Source organism: Vibrio sp. QJM3NY_35 (genome assembly GCF_057785915.1).
Window position 1 is genome coordinate 1700313 of record NZ_CM173507.1, and the last position, 19274, is coordinate 1719586.

Below are 19274 nucleotides of genomic sequence, written 5' to 3' on the forward strand. Positions count from 1 at the left end.
GATTGGTCTCAATATAAACTTGAGACTCAACTGAATTCGAATCTAGTCTTTCGTTGTCGGGAGTCGTGCAAATGGCTGTCGCAGCATCAAATCCAACCGCTGCTCTTTACCATCTTGAATCTCGGGAACACCAATATGCACCTTATCGTGGCCAAGCTTGGGTTGTGCGCGGTAGGTCTTAAACCAGATGTCCCACACAGATAAAAAGAAGCCAAAGTTTGAGTGGGTTTCTTTCACGATAACCGAGTGATGAACACGGTGCATGTCTGGTGTCACAATCACTTTTCTCAATCGCTTATCAATCCATAACGGAAGCCGTGCATTGCTATGGTTAAACATCGCACTCGCATTAAGAACAATTTCAAAGATCACGACCGCAATGACAGGTACACCCAGCGCGATCACCAAACTCACCTTGATGAGCATTGAAAGAATCATCTCAATAGGGTGAAAGCGCGTTCCGGTTGTGACATCAATATCTAGGTCCGCATGGTGAACTCGATGTAGCTTCCACAACCAAGAAACGCGGTGAAACACCAAGTGCTGCAGGTAAATGGCGCAATCCAAGAGCAATACACAGATCAGAATGGTCAGTTCTTTCGGAAGTGACAGGGTATTGAACAAACCCCATTGGTTTTCTTGTGCGATGACCGCCGCTTGAAATGCTGCGATAGGAATTAGAGTAGCCAATAGAAAGCTATTCAAAGCAACCAACGCAAAGTTGTTTCCCCACCGAAACCATTTACTTTGAGTCAGTGTTTTACGTGGAAAACGGTATTCCCAAAGCGAACACAGTCCGAAAACGACAATAAAACAAACAAGGCGAAGCAGTGATGGGTCTTGCATGGGAATTCCTTCTATCATTCTAGGAACACTGTAAGTACAATCGTGCCACTTTTCTAGATTTATCGTTATTGTCCATGAGAATCCACGCTTTTCACCGTTTATATCAACACCGTTTGTCTCTTTCTACCAAGCCGTTTAACGCGCGCGGGTGTAAAGTGGTTCGATGTGAGTTCTGCAAAATCAAACAAGACAGCTGTATCTGTGAACATCAACCAGACGTAAATACGAACGTCGCGACCATGTTGATCTTATCGGACAATGAAATACTTAAGCCAAGTAATACCGGCCGTTTAATCCTTGATACCGTTAAAGACAGCTATGCCTACCTTTGGCATCGTACTGAGCCAAATCAAGAGATGCTTGATGTGCTGAAAGACGATAAATATCAGCCAGTCGTGGTCTTTCCTGAAGATTATACCGATGACAAATCGCGCGTGGTTGCAGACCTTGGTGAGATGCGAGATTCGAACAAGACGTTGCTGCTGATTTTTATTGATGGCAGTTGGCGAGAAGCGCGACGTATCTTCCGTCGTTCAGAGTATCTGCAAGATTTACCCGTGTTGTCGATTGAACCAGAATCGGTTTCCCAATATATGATGCGTAAGTCAGACAACGAACAACATCTTTCGACTGCAGAAGTGGCGAGCTTGGTTTTGAAACAGGCAGGTGAAGAGCAGGGTGCTCAGACTTTACAGCTGTGGTTTGAGACATTTCGCGAAAGCTACATGCTAAGTAAGACGCGTTATAAGTCCGATCCAACCAAACCAAGCCTGAACGCTTTCATAGAGCACACTAAAAATGAGACGTCACTCTAACCTTTAACCGCTTTGTGCTGACTTGTTGTTCAAACAGATTCGAACACGAGATAAGTTTGTCATCTATCACGGTTTGTAGGGGGAGTGTTATGGATAATGCTCCTTAGTTGTTTAATTTAAAAATTTTATTTGCCCTAATTTAGGGAAAAATTGGAGAGATTTCATGTATTACGGCTTCGATGTTGGCGGCACAAAAATTGAGTTTGGTGCATTCAATGAGAAACTTGAGCGAGTAGCAACAGAACGTGTTCCAACACCAACAGACGATTATCAATTACTGCTTGATACGATTGCTGGTTTAGTTAAAAAATACGACAGCGAATTCTCTTGCGAAGGCAAAATCGGCCTTGGTCTTCCTGGCATGGAAAACGCAGACGACGGCACAATGCTGGTTGTTAACGTACCGGCTTCAACAGGTAAGCCACTACGTAAAGACTTAGAAGCGCTGATTGGTCGTAGTGTAAAAATCGAGAATGATGCGAACTGTTTTGCGCTTTCAGAAGCATGGGATGACGAACTTAAAGACGAACCATCAGTTGCGGGCCTAATTCTAGGTACTGGCTTCGGTGGCGGTTTAGTTTATGAAGGCAAAGTTTTCTCTGGTCGTAACCACGTTGCAGGCGAGTTAGGCCATATGCGTCTTCCTATTGATGCATGGTTCCACCTTGGCGACAACGCACCGCTATTAGGTTGTGGTTGTGGTAAAAAAGGTTGTTTAGACAGCTACTTATCAGGTCGTGGCTTCGAATTGATTTATGAGCACTACTTCGGTGAGAAGAAGAAAGCGATTGAAATCATCCAAGCGTACAACGAAGGTGAAGTAAAAGCGGCTGAGCACGTAGATCGCTTCATGGAGCTATTGGCTATCTGTTTTGCGAACTTGTTTACGGGTCTTGACCCACATGTTGTTGCACTGGGTGGTGGTCTTTCAAACTTCGAACTTATCTACGAAGAAATGCCAAAGCGTATACCTAAGTACCTACTGTCTGTAGCGAAGTGTCCTAAGATCATCAAAGCAAAACACGGTGATTCAGGCGGCGTTCGTGGGGCTGCATTCCTTAACATTAAGTAATCGTAACTTAACGTTAAGCTAGCTAGGGTTAGATAGTTAAAAAGAACAAATAAAAATGCCGCAACCTCTTTCGAGATTGCGGCATTTTTTATTGTTCAGTGTTTTCTTTAGCTCTTATATCTGACTGCAAACGAAAAGCTAGAGATAGGAAAAAGAGCCAGAGGGCTTACTTCTTCTTTTTACCAACACCAAGGTTGTCTTTTTGCTTCAACGTAAGCTTAGTAAAGCCAAGCTTGCGGAAGTAGTTGTCTTGGTAGTTGCGAACCGCTTTAGTATCAGAAATCAACTCGAGCTGTTGCTCAGTTTTTAGATACTCAGAGATATCGATGCCTTCAGCTGCAGCAACAGCTTCTTGGATAGTGCGGTGTTCTTGTTTTGAAAACAGTAACTCTTTGTCTTCGTCTTTGTAAGTGTACAGAATGGTACGAGCCATGGTGCTCTCCAATAGAATTTTTACTTTGGGCGCACTCTACATAAAAACCGTACGTCGCTCAAGGTAATGGTAATAAATCTTAAGATTAACTTAGTTAATGGGTTACTTATTAAGGTTTGCTCAGAAATATAAAAGCCCCTTGTGACTACACCATCGCGTAAGGGGCTTCGGACGTCCCAACTTTAGTGTAATCAACACACCCTAGGCAGTGCTATTAATTAAACACGACCTTGCAGAGGAATGATCGTCACTGTCTCGCCAACTTTCACGGTATCAACCGCAGGTGAGATCTCGATTAAGCAGTTCGCTTCGCTCATTGAACGCAGAATACCCGAACCTTGCTTACCTGTCGTTTTCACTTCAAGCACGCCTGATTCATTCATCGAGAACACGCCACGGCTGAACTCAGTACGGCCTTGGCGAGAACGTAGCTGCTCAGTTGCAACGGCATTCGCTTTTACTGGCGTCCAGTTGGTTTGACCTTGAAGCTTGCGGATCGCAGGCTCTACAAAGTTAATGAACGATACCATTACAGCAACAGGGTTACCCGGTAAACCAAAGAAAGGTTTGTTTTCAATTTTGCCATAAGCCAATGGACGACCTGGACGCATGTTGATACGCCAGAAGTTGATTTGACCCAGCTTATCTAACGCAAGCTTGATGTAATCCGCATCACCAACAGACACACCACCAGAAGTCAGAACCATATCGGTTTCAAGCGACGCAAAGTGGAGCACATCCATCATCTTTTTTTCGTCATCTTCAATGATGCCGTAATCGACGATGTCACAGCCAAGCTTTTGAAGCATGCCGATAATAGTAAAACGATTTGAGTCATAGATAGAGTTTGGTTTTTGCTCGCTACCCGGCGCTTGAACTTCATCACCGGTCGAGAACACACCTACTTTTACTTTACGTAGAACAGGGCAGGTACCGAAACCAAGCGACGCCATCATGCCCATTTCTGGTGCTTCGATGCGTGTGCCACGTGTAAAGACAGGTTGGCCGATTTCTAAATCTTCACCCGCCATACGGACATTTTGTCCAGCCGAGATTTTAGCATCAGGGAAGCTAACTTTGTCGCCTTCTTGAACGGCTTGTTCACGCATGACGACTACGTCAACGCCTAGAGGCATTGGGGCACCCGTCATGATCTTAACCGCTTCACCTTGTTGAACAGTTTGCTCATAGCTGTGACCCGCCATAACTTCAGCAACGATGTTGTAGCTATCAAGATCTAAATCTTCACTACGAATTGCGTAACCATCCATTGCGGAGTTGGTGTTCTGAGGAACGTTGATTGGTGAAATTACATCTTCAGCCAATACTCGGCCATAGCCTTGCACTAATTCAACACTCTCTGCCAAATCGATCGCGTCAATGCTATCAACAATCTTTTGTTGGCCTTGAGTAACCGTTAGGCCAGCAGGAGAGAAAGAATCACAACAAACAACTGGAGTGTTGTCTTTTGAAGATGCACACGAAGCGACTTTATTTGTTTTCGAAGTAGAGTCGAATGACTGAGCATACTCGATGATGAAATCACGAATCGCTTCTAAGTCGCTGATCGCCATTTGTGGCAAGTCTGATTCAACTTGGCTGTCTGCAGCAATCGCAATAATGTTGTCATCGTTTGGATACAACCAAGGCTTACCGACTTCGTCTCTGTGCAGTTCAATTTTTGGGAAGGCGATGTTCTTGCAGCCTTCAACCAGAATCAAGTCCAGCGTGTTGGTATCGAAACGTGTCAGTAGGTAATCAAAATCAGCTTCGGCTTCTGGCGTTTCTGTCATCATCACGTGACGATTACGCGAAGCGATCAGCATTTGATTGGCTCCAGCCTTACGTAGGCGGTAGCTGTCTTTGCCTGGCTTATCGACATCGAAATCGTGGTGAGCGTGTTTAAGAACACCCACTTTTAAACCCGCATCCGTCAATATAGGTAGCAAGGCTTCAAGTACGGTCGTTTTGCCTGTACCGCTATAAGCAGCAAAGCCCAATAAAGGAAGGTTAGGGCGTTGTTTTGAATCTTTCATTATTGAAGCGTTCCGAATTGGGTGAGTTCTTCTGGCGTGTTGAGGTTTACAAAGCAGTTAGGTGAGTCGCTAAAATCGACATATTCAGTGACACACTCTTTGTATAGCAAGATGATTTTACGATCACCACGTTCCAAAAACGCTTCTAACTTTGGCAGAACACGTTTGTGGAATAGGGTGAATACAGGTTGCTTAAATTCGCCATCATGCGCGACAAGAATGTCGCTGTCTTCTTTTACTGCAGAGCAAAAACGTTGAACAAGGTCATCACTTATTTGTGGGCTGTCGCAAGGGACAAAGCCAACCCAATCTGTGCTCGCGTTTTTAAGACCAGCATGAATGCCACCCAGCGGACCTGGATAGTCAGGGAAAGAATCAGAAACAACCGGAGCAAATGCTTGGTAACTGTCTAAGTTACGATTGGCATTGATAGTGATGCTGACATCTTGTTGTGACAGCTTGTTTATAACATATTGAATAAGCGGAGAACCGTTGAGCTCAACGAGTCCTTTATCTTTTCCGCCCATACGGCTGGCCTGTCCGCCAGCCAAAATAACCCAACTAGTTTGCGTTGGAAGCAGCATAAATATTCTCTTGTGCTTTATCTTTCTGAATAACTTGCAGAAGCGGGGATTCGGTCAAAGTATTGTCTTTAATCCACCACTGCTTCTTACATAAATCGGTTAACGCGTTAGTTTGGTGACTGGTGATGACTAAACTCGCGCCTCTCTGAAGAAGATCTTCGGCCATAATCACCAATCTTTCAATAGATTCTTTGTCTAAAGAAGCACTTGGTTCATCCATAAGCAAGATTGAAGGCTTAAGAATCCAAGCTCGAGCCATTGCTACGCGTTGACGCTCCCCCCCAGACAACACAGAGATGTGCTCATCTGCCAGGGTTTCTAAACCTACCATTCTCAATGCATTAATTATTTGAGCTCGCTTATCTTTTTGGCTCTCTTTGTTAAAGCGAATGCCATAAGCGACATTTTGGTACACCGTGCCATCAAAAAGATAGGGGGTTTGATGCAGGTAGATGATGTCTTTGAATTTGAGTCGAGGGAATAATCTTTGTTGCCAGCTCTGTGTTGGGGCCTGAATGCGCCCAGAACTTGGCTGAATTAATCCAGACAAGATTTTTAGTAGGGTCGTTTTACCAACACCATTGTCTCCTTTGAGATAAATGGCATCGTTGGGGCCGATCGACAATTCGGGAATGTGGAACAAAACACGCTCTTTGTAGCGCATTGAAATTTGCTGCGTTGTTATTTTTATACTCATGACAGCGTTCCTAAGTTCTTAAATAGCCTTTTCCTCTCACACTGGAAAGGAAAAAGTTGAGGGCCAATGCCAATGCTAATAACACCATACCGAGGGCAACACCTTGAGCGAATGCGCCTTTGTGGCTTTCCATAGCGATAGCTGTCGGGATGTTTCTTGTCATCCCCATAATGTTGCCACCGACCATCATTGAACAACCGACCTCAGTAACGATACGAGAGAAGGCTGCAATGGTTGCGGCCAATAGAGGAAAACGTGTTTCCCAAATCAAGGTACACGCCACACGTGTCGTTGATACACCAAGCGTACGCGCTGTTTCTACTGCTCGGCGATCACTGGCCTGCAGAGCACCGTGCATCATCGCGACTAGGATAGGGAAACAGATCAGCATCTGACCTAAAATCATCGCCTTCTGGGTAAACAGCAATTGCCAATCACCTAGCGGGCCAGAGCGAGAAAGCATCATGTACATCAACAAACCAATAACCACAGTAGGGATCGCTTGCAGGGTATTGATCACCGAAAGCAGAGCCCACTTTCCGGGGAACTCGGTATAAGCCAATAAGAAAGCCATAAGGATTGCAGGAACAATCACTAATGAGATGGCGGACAAAGACACACTGAAGGATACCGCGACGATCTGCCACAATTCGTGGTCAAAACTCACCAGTAGATTCATTGCATCAATCGTTGTTTGCCATAGGGTCATGAAGTATCTCGTGTGAATCGATAATAGGTTTTTATCGGTAATGACTGATGTTAATCATAGCTGACACAATATATTTGAGCCTGTATTGGCCAGCTATTGTTTTTAAGCGTGCTCATTAACTTGAATTTAGTTAAGTGTAGTGTTTGTTGGTTTTGACGACATCTTCAACGCTACACTTTACTTACAACCAACGACTTATTACTTAGAGCATACTATTCTGCGCTTGCAACAAACAGTTGTTTGCCGTGCAGTTTAAAGTCGTTAATCAGTTTCTGACCTTTAGGGTTAACCAACCAATCACTGAATACTTTCGCTGCTTGGTAGTTAATGCTTGGGTAGCGCTCAGGGTTAACGAGAATCACTTGGTAAGGGTTGAAGAGGTTCTTATCACCTTGGAAAAGGATTTTAAGATCCAGTTTGTTTTGGTAAGCCAACCACGTACCACGGTCTGTCATGGTGTAGCCTTGCATTTCAGACGCCATGTTCAGAGTAGGGCCCATACCTTGACCAACACTGCGGTAGCCACCGAAGTTTGGTTCCATTTTAGTTTGCGACCAAATACCCATCTCTTTCTTATGAGTACCTGAATCGTCGCCACGAGATACAAACGTCACGTTATTAGTCGCGATCGCTTTAAACACATCTGCCACTGCTTTTTGAGATTCAATTTTCGCAGGGTCATTTTGTGGACCAACGATGACGAAGTCGTTGTACATCAGCTTACGAGGTAAAACGCCGTAACCTTTTTCCACGAAATTAGCTTCTGCTTTTGGTGCATGAGTCATCACCAAATCAACGTCACCATTTTCGCCCATGCGAAGTGATTTACCTGTACCTGCGGCTAGAACATCAACCTTGATACCAGAATCCTTTTCGAACTCAGGTAATAAGTAGTCCAGTAGACCAGAGTGATAAGTACTTGTGGTTGTCGCCAACTTGATATGAGTGGTGTCTTCCGCGCTGCTAGCCGTGTAACTGACGATAGATAGAGCTGCAATAGTTAAGGGAATTGCTTTCATTATTATTATGTCCATTCTGTTATAAATGAATGACATGCCTTCAGTTTTAAAGGGCTCGAAGAAGGGCATGTGCATAAGACGCTAATTGTTGTAATTAGAAATCTACACCTTATAAGCAATCTTAATGCCAATAAATCATGCATCAGATCTCACTAAATTGCTGTTATTTCGCACAAAACTGCGCCATTTACCCCGTTAAAATGAATCAAAACATGAGCTAGGACAAAATGTCGCACATTGCCCCTGTTGGAGAAAGGGTTAATTGGTACACTCTGTCCCAACTTTCCTCACCGGCTAATCATTATGTCTTTACCTAGTTCATCTGCATCCAATCTCAACCCGAACACATTGACTCACTATCAGGCGTTTTCCGTTTTGGTCGTGGATGATGAATTGGGTATGCAGGCTATCTTAAAGAAAGCACTAGGTAAGTTCTTTGGCAAGGTATCAAGCGCAGGTTCGGTTGAAGAAGCTGAAACACTACGTTCTAGCGAACATTTTGATCTCATCGTCCTTGATATCAACCTGCCAGGTCGTTCTGGTATTGAGTGGGAAGAGGCGTTTAACGACAATGACAAACGCGCCGATGTGATTTTCATGACGGGTTATGCTGATCTAGAGATGACCATATCTGCACTTAAGCTTGGTGCTTCAGATTTTATTCTTAAGCCATTCAACCTCGAACAGATGATACAAGCGGTTCTGCGTTGTATGGATAAGCGACTCGACCAAAGAATGCAGTACGCGTTAAAGCGTGATGTTAGTCGTCATATCAAGACCGAATTGATCGGCAATTCAGACAAGACCAAACAGCTCAAACTATTGATCAGTCAATTTGCACCGTCTCGAGCATCAGTTTTAATAGAAGGTGAGTCAGGGACGGGTAAAGAGTTGGTTGCGCGTGGTGTACATGAAGCCAGCAAACGTACCGGACCATTTGTACCAATCAACTGTGGTGCGATTGCCCCGGAGCTTCTCGAAAGTGAATTGTTTGGACACACCTCTGGCGCATTTACTGGTGCGAAGAAAAACCGTGAGGGTCTGTTCAGAGTCGCAAGTGGTGGCACCTTGTTCCTTGATGAAATAGGTGAAATGCCACTGCCAATGCAAGCTGCGTTGTTACGTGTGTTAGAACAAAGAACCATTCGTCCAGTCGGTAGCGAGAAGGAAATTTCCGTTGACGTACGAGTAGTGGCGGCGACGAACCGAAATCTTCAAGAAGAGGTCGATAAAGGGCACTTCCGCCGTGATCTGTTCTACCGACTCAATGTACTTAAGATTGATGTGGTGCCATTGAGAGAGCGCCCGTCAGATCTAATTGAACTTGTTCCATACTTTACTCGTCTTTTATCGAGCGAGCTTGGCATGCCTGTTCCAAATTGGGCACATGAAGATATATTGGCGATGAACGAATACGAATGGCCGGGAAATATTCGTGAGCTTAAAAACTTAGTCGAACGATGCATTCTTTTAGACAAGCCACCAGCACACTATTGGCGCGAGATTAATGGCGACCCTGTTCCTGCTAGCATTTCAGTGACGGTGTCACATGGTGCAGAAATGCCAAACTTGAATAATGCAGACGCTGCCGAGGGTTATCCAAACACTTGGACACTCAAAGAAGTGGAAAAATCTCACATAGAACAGCTTGTTAGTTTCCATGATGGTAATAAATCGGCAGCTGCGAGAGATCTTGGCGTGGCACGTAAAACGCTAGAGCGTAAGTACAAAGATTGGAACACAGAAGGCTCTGAATATGCCGATTAGACGTCGTTGGTGGTCAAAGTGGGCGTTCCGATTCAAAACCATGGTTCGCTACCGCTTATTATTCCTAACATCAGCTCCGATAATTTTGACCTTGTGCGCGCTTGTGGCTATCACACTGTATTGGTCAATACATTACACGTGGCAGGGCGCTCTGATTGATGTCGATGAGCGTTTGGATGTTGCCGATAACAGTATTCACCTGATCCAAAATCAGCAAGCATACAACGTTCGTGCGTTTGCCGAGTCTTATAACTTTCGAACCAAACTTGCGAGTGATCTTTCACACGAAGAGCTAACTCGCTGGGTGTCTGAGAACAAATCTCGCTATGAGCTCGATTTTCTGCGCTGGCGCAGTGTCGAGATCATGGAGAAGAAGCTCGAATATCTAAACTTAACTCACAAGTCTTCGTTTTTCAGTGTCTTAAGCCGTAATGAACTCGATTATCTCGATCGTGACCTCGCTAAAAAAGCAGAAGTTCCGATGCTCAATGGGCAAGAAGTTGAGACCCGCGGATTGGTAAGCCGAACCGTTGTATCAATAAAAGACGAACACGATCATGTGATTGGTTTTCTGGATGGTGGGATCTTACTGAACAACAGCACTCAACTTGTTGATCAAATCAGCAACCTTATCTATCCACAGCGAGAAGGTTTCAATCGTCATATTGGTACGGTCACGGTTTTCCTTGATGATCTTCGCGTCAGCACCAACGTGCCTTTGAGCAGTGAAGACAGTGTAGGGCGCGCCATTGGTACACGTGTTTCTCATGAGGTTCACTCAAAAGTCTTGAATGAAGGCAAAGAGTGGCTAGATCGAGCGTATGTTTACGATGCTTGGTATATCACGGCTTACCAACCAATCCATGACCAGTTTAATAATGTAATTGGTATGCTCTACACCGGTTATTTGATTTGGCCGTTGATAGAAACCTACTTGACCAACCTTGGCGAAATTAGCATTACCATTGTGTTGCTGTTGTTGGCATCCGGTTTGATCGTTCACCGTGGCGCACGTGATCTTTTCAACCCAATTGAACGCATTCATAAAGTCGTCAAGCTAGTCCAGATGGGGCAAGACAAGCGAATTGGTACGCTAGGTTTGGATGATCAACACGAACTGACACTGCTCGCTAAACAGTTCGATAAGATGTTAGATCTACTGCACGAGCGTAATCAAGAGATTCAACAAGCGGCGTCTGAACTTGAGTGCAAAGTGCATTCTCGTACCGCGAGTTTGAAAGAGAAAACTGAAGAGCTGGAACTGCATATCAAGCTTCTCAATCAAGCCCGAGATAAGCTGGTGGTTAATGAAAAATTAGCAGCGCTCGGTGAGCTCACGGCAGGCATTGCTCATGAGATCAATAACCCAACGGCAGTAATTCTTGGCAATGTTGAACTGATGAAGTTTGAACTCGGTGATGAAGTGGGCCGTGTCGATGAAGAGGTCCACGCTATCATGGAACAGATTGACCGAATTCGAAATATTACCCGAAGCCTACTTCAATACAGCCGACATGGCGGCGTACAAGACGAAATCACGTGGCAGCATATCAATCCAATTGTCGATGAAAGTATTACGCTCGTAAAGACTGGCGCGAAGAAGAAAGGCATCGTATACGTATCACAACTGAACGCTAAAAGCTCGGTGGAAGTAAACCGAAACCAATTGCTGCAGATTCTCGTTAACCTACAAATGAACGCGATTCATGCGATGGACGGACAGGGCACATTGACTATCTCAAGTGAAGACTGGGTGGAGAATGGCGTGTCTCATGGTGCAATCGTTCATGTTCAAGATGAAGGGTGTGGTATCAAAGAAGAACAATTGAAACGCATCTTTTCACCTTTCTACACCACCAAACGTGACGGTACAGGTTTAGGCTTGTCCGTTTCTCAAAGTATCTTGAGCCAAACGGGTGGCGAGATCCGAGTTGAATCTGAGGTAGGCAAGGGAAGTCGCTTTAGTATCTACCTCCAACAAAAAGCTACACCTCAATTATTGGTGTCGAATCTCTAAGTTAATTTTACCGGCTGTTACTTGAGCTTTCAGCCCAAGCACAAAAATCCCGCACTACTAATCTATCGCAAGCGAGATCTCAACCTCTGCTGATTTGACGAGCACCGCTTTTTGCTTATGTAACACAGTGTATATCTTTCGATCTTGATGCATATCATCTGAACTGTACGAAATTTTGATACCTTGGCCGAAAATACATAATCAAAACAAATAATAAAGTCAGTCAGCTATGAAATTAAGTAACCTATCTATCAAATCAAAACTCGTCTCCATCGTCATTTTATCGGTTGTTCTATTGGTAATGGCATCCACTTTTAATCTAATGCAACAGCGCGCTAGCTCCATGGAAGAGCGGCAAGATAAACTCAGTGCACAAGTAGAAACAGCGGTCAGCCTAGCTCAACACTATTATGACCAACGAAATGTTCTTGGCGAAGAGACAGCAAAGAAACAAGCACTGCAAGCTATTGAAACGCTTCGCTATGACAGCACCAATTATTTTTGGATCTTAAACCAACAACTCAACATCATTAGTCATCCACTCAAGCCAGAACTCAATGGCAAAAATGCGGGTAACTTAAGAGATGGCGCAGGCAAGCATCACTGGCGTGAGATGGTCACCATTTCTCAAACAGCACAACAGAAAGGCTTTCTTGACTACCAATGGAAGAGCCCAAATGGAGAGTTGAAAGACAAGATCTCATACGTACAACTGTTCCCTGAATGGAACTGGGTACTAGGGTCTGGAATATTGGTCGCTGATATTCAAGATGCGTTCTATGCGTTGGCGATTAAAGAAGGGATGGTTGCGGTTGTGTTGTCTGGTCTGTTGTTTGCAATGGGCTACGCGATATCCAATAACATCCTTGTGCCGCTTAACAAGCTTATCGATAACACCCATAAGATTGCCGATGGCGATCTTCGTGTACGTATGAATATGACGCGTAAAGATGAGCTAGGCGATATGAGCCAACAGATCGACACCATGCTCGATAAATTGCAAAGCACGCTACGTACCGCCAATCAATCTGCGGATCTTTCCAGTAACATGGCAAGCCACATTGCTCAAGCGAGTGAAGAGGCGGCGACCAGTGTCAATTCGCAACACGCTCAGCTTGAGTTATTGTCTACTGCGATGACAGAAATGAGTGCGACCATTTCTGATGTTGCCGTAAATGCCGAAAACACAGCAGAGAGCACCAATAAAGTGGTGGATCATGCGAATCAAAACGACCAAAACATGCAGGTGACCTCCAAAACGATATCTCAAGTTTCAGAAAACATTTCGACAGCGAATGACCTTGTGAGAGACTTACAATCCGGTGTGACTGAGATAAGCCAAGTGGTGAGTGTGATACGTGATGTATCCGAACAAACCAACTTATTGGCGCTAAATGCTGCGATTGAAGCGGCACGTGCTGGTGAGCAAGGAAGAGGGTTTGCAGTGGTTGCAGATGAAGTTCGTAACCTTGCGAGTCGTACTCAAAATTCAACCAACGAAGTCCAACACACAATAGAGAAACTCACTCAGCAAGCAGAACGAACCTACAAAGCGATGCAAAGCAGTAATGAGAAGGTCGATCATAGTGTCGTCGCTTCCAATGACACGCGCCAACAACTTGATGTGATTGTTACTGAATTACATAACGCGAACGACATGGTGGCACAGATTGCTGCAGCCTCGGAGCAGCAGAGTGCGGTAGCAACAGAAATGAGTGAAAGTGTCACTGGCATTCATTTAGCCGCGAATGAAGTTCTACAAGCATCACAATCACTGGCAGAAGACAGTCAGAAAATGGCTAACACCACAGAGTACCTAACAGAACAGTTGAAATACTTTAAGGTATAAACCCAACAACTCTTACTCTTAGTCTTTCCACACATAGAAACCTCATAAAAAAACACCTCCGCACTTGAGATAAGTTAGGAGGTGTTTTTGTTTATCGATAACGAGAAGGTTAATTCACTCTCCAAGCGTTAAACCGACTTCGATTAATGCGCAGCCACTGAAATTTTCGGAGGGTTGATATTGTGCTTTCTGAACTCCTTCATTACACGCAAAGTAATGTCGGTTTCAAACAACTTCTCATATGCGGTGTCCACTACGTAAGCTTTACAAGTTAGTTGTATCGCTAAGTAGTTATCCGTAATCGTCTGTTTTACTAAAACCGTTACCGGCTTAGGTAAATGAATATAGCGACTTGAAGAAGCCGCTTCTTGGATTAAGTCACGGGCTAGAGTGATGTCTTCATTCATTCCGACGTAAAACGGAATCACCACCTGCATATCCAACGCACCATAGTTACCACTGGTAGTGACTTCATTTAAGAACTTGTTGTTTGGAATTGTGATGATGTCATCATTCAAAGTTCTCATGCGCACAGAACGCAAACCAATCGTAATTATGTCGCCGTAATTACCTTCAAACGTGACGCGATCACCAACTTGAAAGGGTCTATCGATCATCACCGTGATACCCGCGATAAATGATGCTGCCAAGTCTTTAAGCGCAAAGCCTACTGAAACAGCAAGAGTACCCCCAATCAAAGCCAGTATTTGGTCGTTAATTCTAAAACTCATCATGAACACGATAAGACCCGTGCTTACGTAGATAAAGAACTGAGTAAACGACTGCAGTTTTTGTAGCAACATTCTATATTGCACAAACTGGCTACCAAAGCTGGTCACCAACGAATTGATGAACTTAAGCAACAGCCACATTGCTGCAATAACGATCATGGAGAAGAACACACCGCTCCATCGTACCAAGCTTGCAATCTTAGAGATGTTCTCTACGTTGGCTAACTCTTCCGTTGCATAGGTCGGAAAACTCACGGTAGTCGCTAAGCCAACAAGTAATAGGACAAATAACTTCTTCATTTCACTTCACTAATAAATGTTGACGGTCGAGAACGTTCGTAATATGGCGGAACCAGTGCTCAGAAATCCGAGCCTTTTCTTCATGCCAACCAATATAACCACGGCTTTCAAAATAACGCAGAATACCCGTTATTTCTGCCGTGCTCAGTTGTGTACATTCAGACAACACTTCTGGCGAAGCGATTTCCAATTGCACGATAGAGCGTAATACAGCCAACATTGGTTTTGGCATATTCTCTAACTCCTGAGCTTCAGGAACATGGAAAAGGCGCACCACTGCTTGATCTGTCTCTTTATTTCGGTTCAAAGAGAGTCGGAAGAACCGCAGCGCAACGGTAGGGTTGCCATCAGAGTAGTGCCATAAAATTCGATAGAAACCTTGGCGTGCGCGTTCTTCTTCACTCATATCATCTTGGTCCCACTGTTTAGGGACTACTAAGCCATCAAAAGACAACGGCTTCTCAAGCTCCGTATTGATACGGCTATTTAGAAGTTCACCCACTTGTTTCTCAGTCCAACGCGGAAGGAAACACACCAAGTCAAACAGCAAACGTTCGCCACGCGCTCTATCAACAAACCGCCAGCTCGATTTGGCAATCGATATCACGACACGGTGGTTCTTTTTAGAGCGACGCAGAAGGTTGGTTAAACGAATCAAATCAGACAAGCCACCGACCATTGGTTTCACCAGTCGTTGTGCGTTATCAATCGCAATAAGGTAAGTCGTATTGCTCTTACGCAAATGCGCCAAGATCTGAATCTCAGTGGCTTCTTCTTCCAAACCAATACTAACGGCAAGATGCGCTAAAAGTTCTTGGTAACCGGCATAAGGACAGCTCACATAAACGGGCTCTGCGTTAGAGACTTTGTGCAATAAGGTATATAGCAGCGTTGTCGCGCCGACACCACGTTCGCCAGACACAATACAGATAGCCGGGCTGTCTGACATTAAGTAGCGTGATAACTGCTTAATTTCATCTCCCGCGTAATCTATCAACGTACTGTCGATGTTACCCGGAAGAATGTATTCATAGGTTTGATCGCCTTTGATTCGAACCAAGTTTTGCTGATTCTTATCAAGGTCAGACTGTTTAGCAACTTCAATTCTAAATAGATAAGCTAAGGCCTGGCTAAACAAAGTGTAATTGGATAGCAGGGCCATAATTCGATGTTGAAAGTTGTAAACACTCAACCACACGATGCCAATGACCGTCGCCAATATATTAAGTAAGAAGGTATCCTTGCGGTTTACTGCCCAATTCACCCAAACCGGACGATCAGAGATGTGTTGCAACGTATCGAAGACCTTCGCTCTCCATAGTCTGAGAACTGAGATCGTGACCAGCACAAACCAAAAAAACAGAGCGCTGTAAATCCAGCTGTAAATCGTACCTTTGCCTAGCGTAATACTTGATATCTGGAGAATCACACCCGCAACGATGAAGCTCCACACGTAACGACGAATAGTCGATAGGCGTAGTGCTATCACTTCTTGATTTGATGTACGACCTAAACGGTAGGCAAATTCCAAAATAAAGCTGATGGCAATCGAACCACCTAGAATCCACCAAGTGAAGATCTCCAGGAAAATCAAATGTTGAAGACTAGGGATACTAGAAAGCACTCTCAATGACAATGTGATGGCAATTAGCCAAGCAATCGCACGATCAGCGCGGCTGATATACCAAATCACGCGAACCAGAAAAGGAGGGTTCGTTTTCGCTTCAAGAAAGTTAATTCGAAACAGTTCAATCAAGCGGGTGCTGTTGGCAAGCCACCACACTAAACCGAAGTAGATGAATAACACTTTTAGTGAGGCACCAATCACTGGCACTGGCGAAATAAAGATGTCTTTAACAAGCGCTTTAAAGCTACGAATTTGGAAATAAACAAGATACTCAATATTGAGCTTGGTTAATTCCCACTCTTGCTTAAATTGGGTGACACCATAAGGGCCAAAACCGGTTAAGCGCTCTTTGTTTGCAGAGTTTGTCTGTTCTAACAGGTGCTGCTTACTCACGTTCAAGCTATTCAAAGTGACGTAACTGGTTTGAACGGCAAACCATTGATCGACGTCGCTGTTATCTCGGTAAGCTTTTATCTGTTGCTCGAAGGTTTTGATCTCTTGCTTTTGGACTCGCAGAACTTCGGCAAGCAAAATGTTGACCTGACGTCTATCCGACGCTTCCATAAATAGAGGGTCGGGTAACGAATCAATTCGCTCATCAAGGGCAACAGCAGAATCGGATACCTGCGGCTGAGATTGTAAGTCATATTCCAAGTTGGCATGACTAGGCCAAGAGAGAATGGCCAAAGTGAGGATTAAGAAGCGCGATAGTGAACGCATAAAAGTCTCTTAGAATTATGAGGTTAGGATTACTATAGTTAGTTAATCTGACTTTGTGAAATCCAATCCGGTATTGGGGGCGAGTACTTTATTCCTGTTTCGACCAATTTTGTCATGAAATTGTCAGGGATTAGGCTAGTTTTGCCTATGTCTGCTGTTGCTTTGGTCAGGTTAGTTTCACTGCGACCAATCAGCATGTGATATATTCAATGGTTGGCATGATTTAGGGCGTTATATGCCGCCAATTACAGGGTATTGTTAGATATTTTGTTTTTCCTGAAAATCGATGGATTTTAGGCAGCAAATTGAAAATCAAAAGTGTGAGTTAGCTCAAACTATGATTTGGCTGGGTTATCACTCACTTAATAGCGGGTAAATGCAATCAATACTTGCAGTTAAAGCCCTGAACAAGTAACGTTGCGGCGTTTTTCACATTAATAAGGTAATGGCATTGATCTCCACAGCAAATATCACCCAACAATTCGGCGCTAAGCCACTTTTCGAAAATATTTCAGTTAAGTTCGGCGAAGGCAACCGCTACGGTTTAATCGGCGCGAATGGCTGTGGTAAATCGACGTTCATGAAGATCCTATCGGGTGAACTAGAGCCGACTTCTGGTAACGTAAGCTACGATCCAAACGAGCGCGTTGCTAAGCTAAACCAAGACCAATTTGCTTATGAAGAATTCACGGTAATCGACACGGTTATCATGGGTCACAAAGAGCTTTGGGCTATTAAGCAAGAGCGTGACCGCATTTACTCTTTGCCAGAAATGAGCGAAGAAGACGGCATGAAGGTGGCTGACCTTGAAGTTCAGTTCGCTGAAATGGACGGCTACATGGCAGAAGCTAAAGCGGGTGAGCTTCTTCTTGCTGTAGGTATTGAAGAGTCAATGCACTTCGGTTTGATGAGCGAAGTGGCACCGGGTTGGAAACTTCGTGTTCTATTGTCTCAAGTACTGTTTGCAGACCCGCATATCATGCTTCTTGACGAACCAACGAACAACCTGGACATGGACACCATCAAGTGGTTGGAAGATACGCTAAACCAACGTAACTGCACAATGATCATCATTTCGCACGACCGTCACTTCCTAAACTCGGTTTGTACACACATGGCTGACCTTGATTACGGCGAACTTCGTCTATTCCCAGGTAACTACGATGAGTACATGACGGCTGCGACTCAAGCTCGTGAACGTCTACTCTCTGACAACGCTAAGAAGAAAGCACAAATTGCTGAACTTCAAACGTTCGTTTCTCGTTTCTCTGCTAACGCATCTAAAGCGAAGCAAGCAACGTCTCGTGCTAAGCAAATCGACAAGATTCAACTAGACGAAGTTAAAGCGTCTAGCCGTCAAAACCCATTTATCCGTTTCGAACAGTCTAAAGAACTATTCCGTAACGCACTTGTGGTTGAAAACCTATCTCAAGGTTTTGAAGAAGATCTTTACAACAAGTTCGATGCCATCTTCGAAGTAGGTGAGCGTGTTGCTATCATCGGTGAAAACGGTGTAGGTAAAACAACACTACTTAACACACTAGCTGGCGCACTAGAACCTCGCACTGGTGAGTACAAGTGGTCTGAAAACTCAAACATCGGTTACTACGCTCAAGATCACGCACACGATTTCGAGACAGACATGAACCTGTTTGATTGGATGAGCCAATGGCGCCAAGAAGGCGAAGACGAGCAAGTTGTTCGTGGCTTCCTAGGTCGTATGCTGTTTGGCCAAGACGACATCAAGAAATCTGTAAAGGTTATCTCTGGTGGTGAGCAAGGTCGTATGCTTCTTGGCAAGATCATGATGCACAAGCCAAACATCCTTCTTATGGATGAACCAACGAACCACATGGATATGGAATCTATCGAAGCGCTTAACTTGGCTCTTGAGAACTACAAAGGCACATTGTTCTTCGTATCTCACGACCGTGTATTCGTAGACTCTCTAGCAACTCGTATCCTTGAAATCAAAGATGGCAAGATCAACGATTTCCGCGGTACTTACGCTGAATTCTTGAAAGCTCGTGACTAAGCATTAAACGAGCCGTA

General features: G+C 44.4%; 15 protein-coding genes. 6 read left to right on the top strand and 9 right to left on the bottom strand.

The genetic code is table 11. From position 1 onward, the window contains the following. Positions 1–42: 42 nt before the first annotated feature. Entirely contained in the window at positions 43–846 is an 804-nt protein-coding gene (locus AC3CH3_RS07900) for a sterol desaturase family protein (RefSeq protein WP_488536896.1), read from the bottom strand. A 68-nt stretch (positions 847–914) separates the two neighbouring features. Between AC3CH3_RS07900 and AC3CH3_RS07905 the strand changes: the two genes are divergently transcribed. Continuing rightward, the gene (locus AC3CH3_RS07905; RefSeq protein WP_019820651.1) at positions 915–1661 is read left to right on the top strand and encodes a tRNA-uridine aminocarboxypropyltransferase; all 747 of its coding nucleotides are present in this window, start codon (positions 915–917) and stop codon (positions 1659–1661) included. A 163-nt stretch (positions 1662–1824) separates the two neighbouring features. Continuing rightward, positions 1825–2733: an N-acetylglucosamine kinase gene (nagK, locus tag AC3CH3_RS07910; protein WP_019820649.1), complete on the top strand. Its 909-nt coding sequence runs from the start codon at positions 1825–1827 to the stop codon at positions 2731–2733. A gap of 166 nt (positions 2734–2899) precedes the next feature. Here nagK and AC3CH3_RS07915 read toward each other — a convergent pair whose 3' ends face one another. From AC3CH3_RS07915 to AC3CH3_RS07940, 6 genes are all read right to left on the bottom strand, one after another. Continuing rightward, entirely contained in the window at positions 2900–3166 is a 267-nt protein-coding gene (locus AC3CH3_RS07915; protein WP_017063882.1) for a DUF2960 family protein, read from the bottom strand. Positions 3167–3384: 218 nt separating this feature from the next. Further along, positions 3385–5202 carry a bifunctional molybdopterin-guanine dinucleotide biosynthesis adaptor protein MobB/molybdopterin molybdotransferase MoeA gene (locus AC3CH3_RS07920; protein ID WP_488536897.1) on the bottom strand — a complete coding sequence of 606 codons (1818 nt, stop codon included), beginning with the start codon at positions 5200–5202 and terminating at the stop codon, positions 3385–3387. Continuing rightward, positions 5202–5786, bottom strand: coding sequence for a molybdenum cofactor guanylyltransferase MobA (mobA, locus tag AC3CH3_RS07925; protein ID WP_488536898.1), 585 nt, complete (start codon positions 5784–5786; stop codon positions 5202–5204). Before mobA ends, AC3CH3_RS07920 begins: the two co-directional genes overlap by 1 nt. After that, positions 5764–6483, bottom strand: a complete 720-nt coding sequence (locus tag AC3CH3_RS07930) for an energy-coupling factor ABC transporter ATP-binding protein (RefSeq protein WP_102478347.1) — start codon at positions 6481–6483, stop codon at positions 5764–5766. The genes mobA and AC3CH3_RS07930 overlap by 23 nt, the downstream gene beginning before the upstream one ends. Before the next feature lie 10 nt (positions 6484–6493). After that, on the bottom strand, positions 6494–7192 hold the full coding sequence (locus tag AC3CH3_RS07935) for an ABC transporter permease (RefSeq protein WP_009846742.1): 699 nt from the start codon (positions 7190–7192) through the stop codon (positions 6494–6496). 212 nt (positions 7193–7404) lie between these two features. Further along, positions 7405–8211 carry an ABC transporter substrate-binding protein gene (locus AC3CH3_RS07940; protein ID WP_019820638.1) on the bottom strand — a complete coding sequence of 269 codons (807 nt, stop codon included), beginning with the start codon at positions 8209–8211 and terminating at the stop codon, positions 7405–7407. 303 nt (positions 8212–8514) lie between these two features. Between AC3CH3_RS07940 and AC3CH3_RS07945 the strand changes: the two genes are divergently transcribed. The 3 genes from AC3CH3_RS07945 to AC3CH3_RS07955 all read left to right on the top strand — a co-directional run bounded on the left by AC3CH3_RS07945 (position 8515) and on the right by AC3CH3_RS07955 (position 13844). Then, complete coding sequence (locus AC3CH3_RS07945) at positions 8515–9978, top strand: sigma-54-dependent transcriptional regulator (RefSeq protein ID WP_488536899.1); 1464 nt, start codon at positions 8515–8517, stop codon at positions 9976–9978. Continuing rightward, positions 9968–11995: a sensor histidine kinase gene (locus AC3CH3_RS07950; protein WP_488536900.1), complete on the top strand. Its 2028-nt coding sequence runs from the start codon at positions 9968–9970 to the stop codon at positions 11993–11995. The genes AC3CH3_RS07945 and AC3CH3_RS07950 overlap by 11 nt, the downstream gene beginning before the upstream one ends. Before the next feature lie 229 nt (positions 11996–12224). Next, positions 12225–13844 carry a methyl-accepting chemotaxis protein gene (locus tag AC3CH3_RS07955; protein WP_488536901.1) on the top strand — a complete coding sequence of 540 codons (1620 nt, stop codon included), beginning with the start codon at positions 12225–12227 and terminating at the stop codon, positions 13842–13844. A 143-nt stretch (positions 13845–13987) separates the two neighbouring features. On the opposite strand, the gene AC3CH3_RS07960 is transcribed toward AC3CH3_RS07955, so the two are convergent. Further along, positions 13988–14875: a mechanosensitive ion channel family protein gene (locus AC3CH3_RS07960; protein WP_010440875.1), complete on the bottom strand. Its 888-nt coding sequence runs from the start codon at positions 14873–14875 to the stop codon at positions 13988–13990. A gap of 1 nt (position 14876) precedes the next feature. Then, complete coding sequence (locus AC3CH3_RS07965) at positions 14877–17222, bottom strand: ATP-binding protein (protein ID WP_488536902.1); 2346 nt, start codon at positions 17220–17222, stop codon at positions 14877–14879. Between the two features lie 451 nt (positions 17223–17673). Here AC3CH3_RS07965 and AC3CH3_RS07970 point away from each other — a divergent pair, with 451 nt between their 5' ends. After that, entirely contained in the window at positions 17674–19257 is a 1584-nt protein-coding gene (locus tag AC3CH3_RS07970; RefSeq protein WP_029405602.1) for an ABC-F family ATPase, read from the top strand. The last annotated feature ends 17 nt before the right edge of the window (positions 19258–19274 follow it).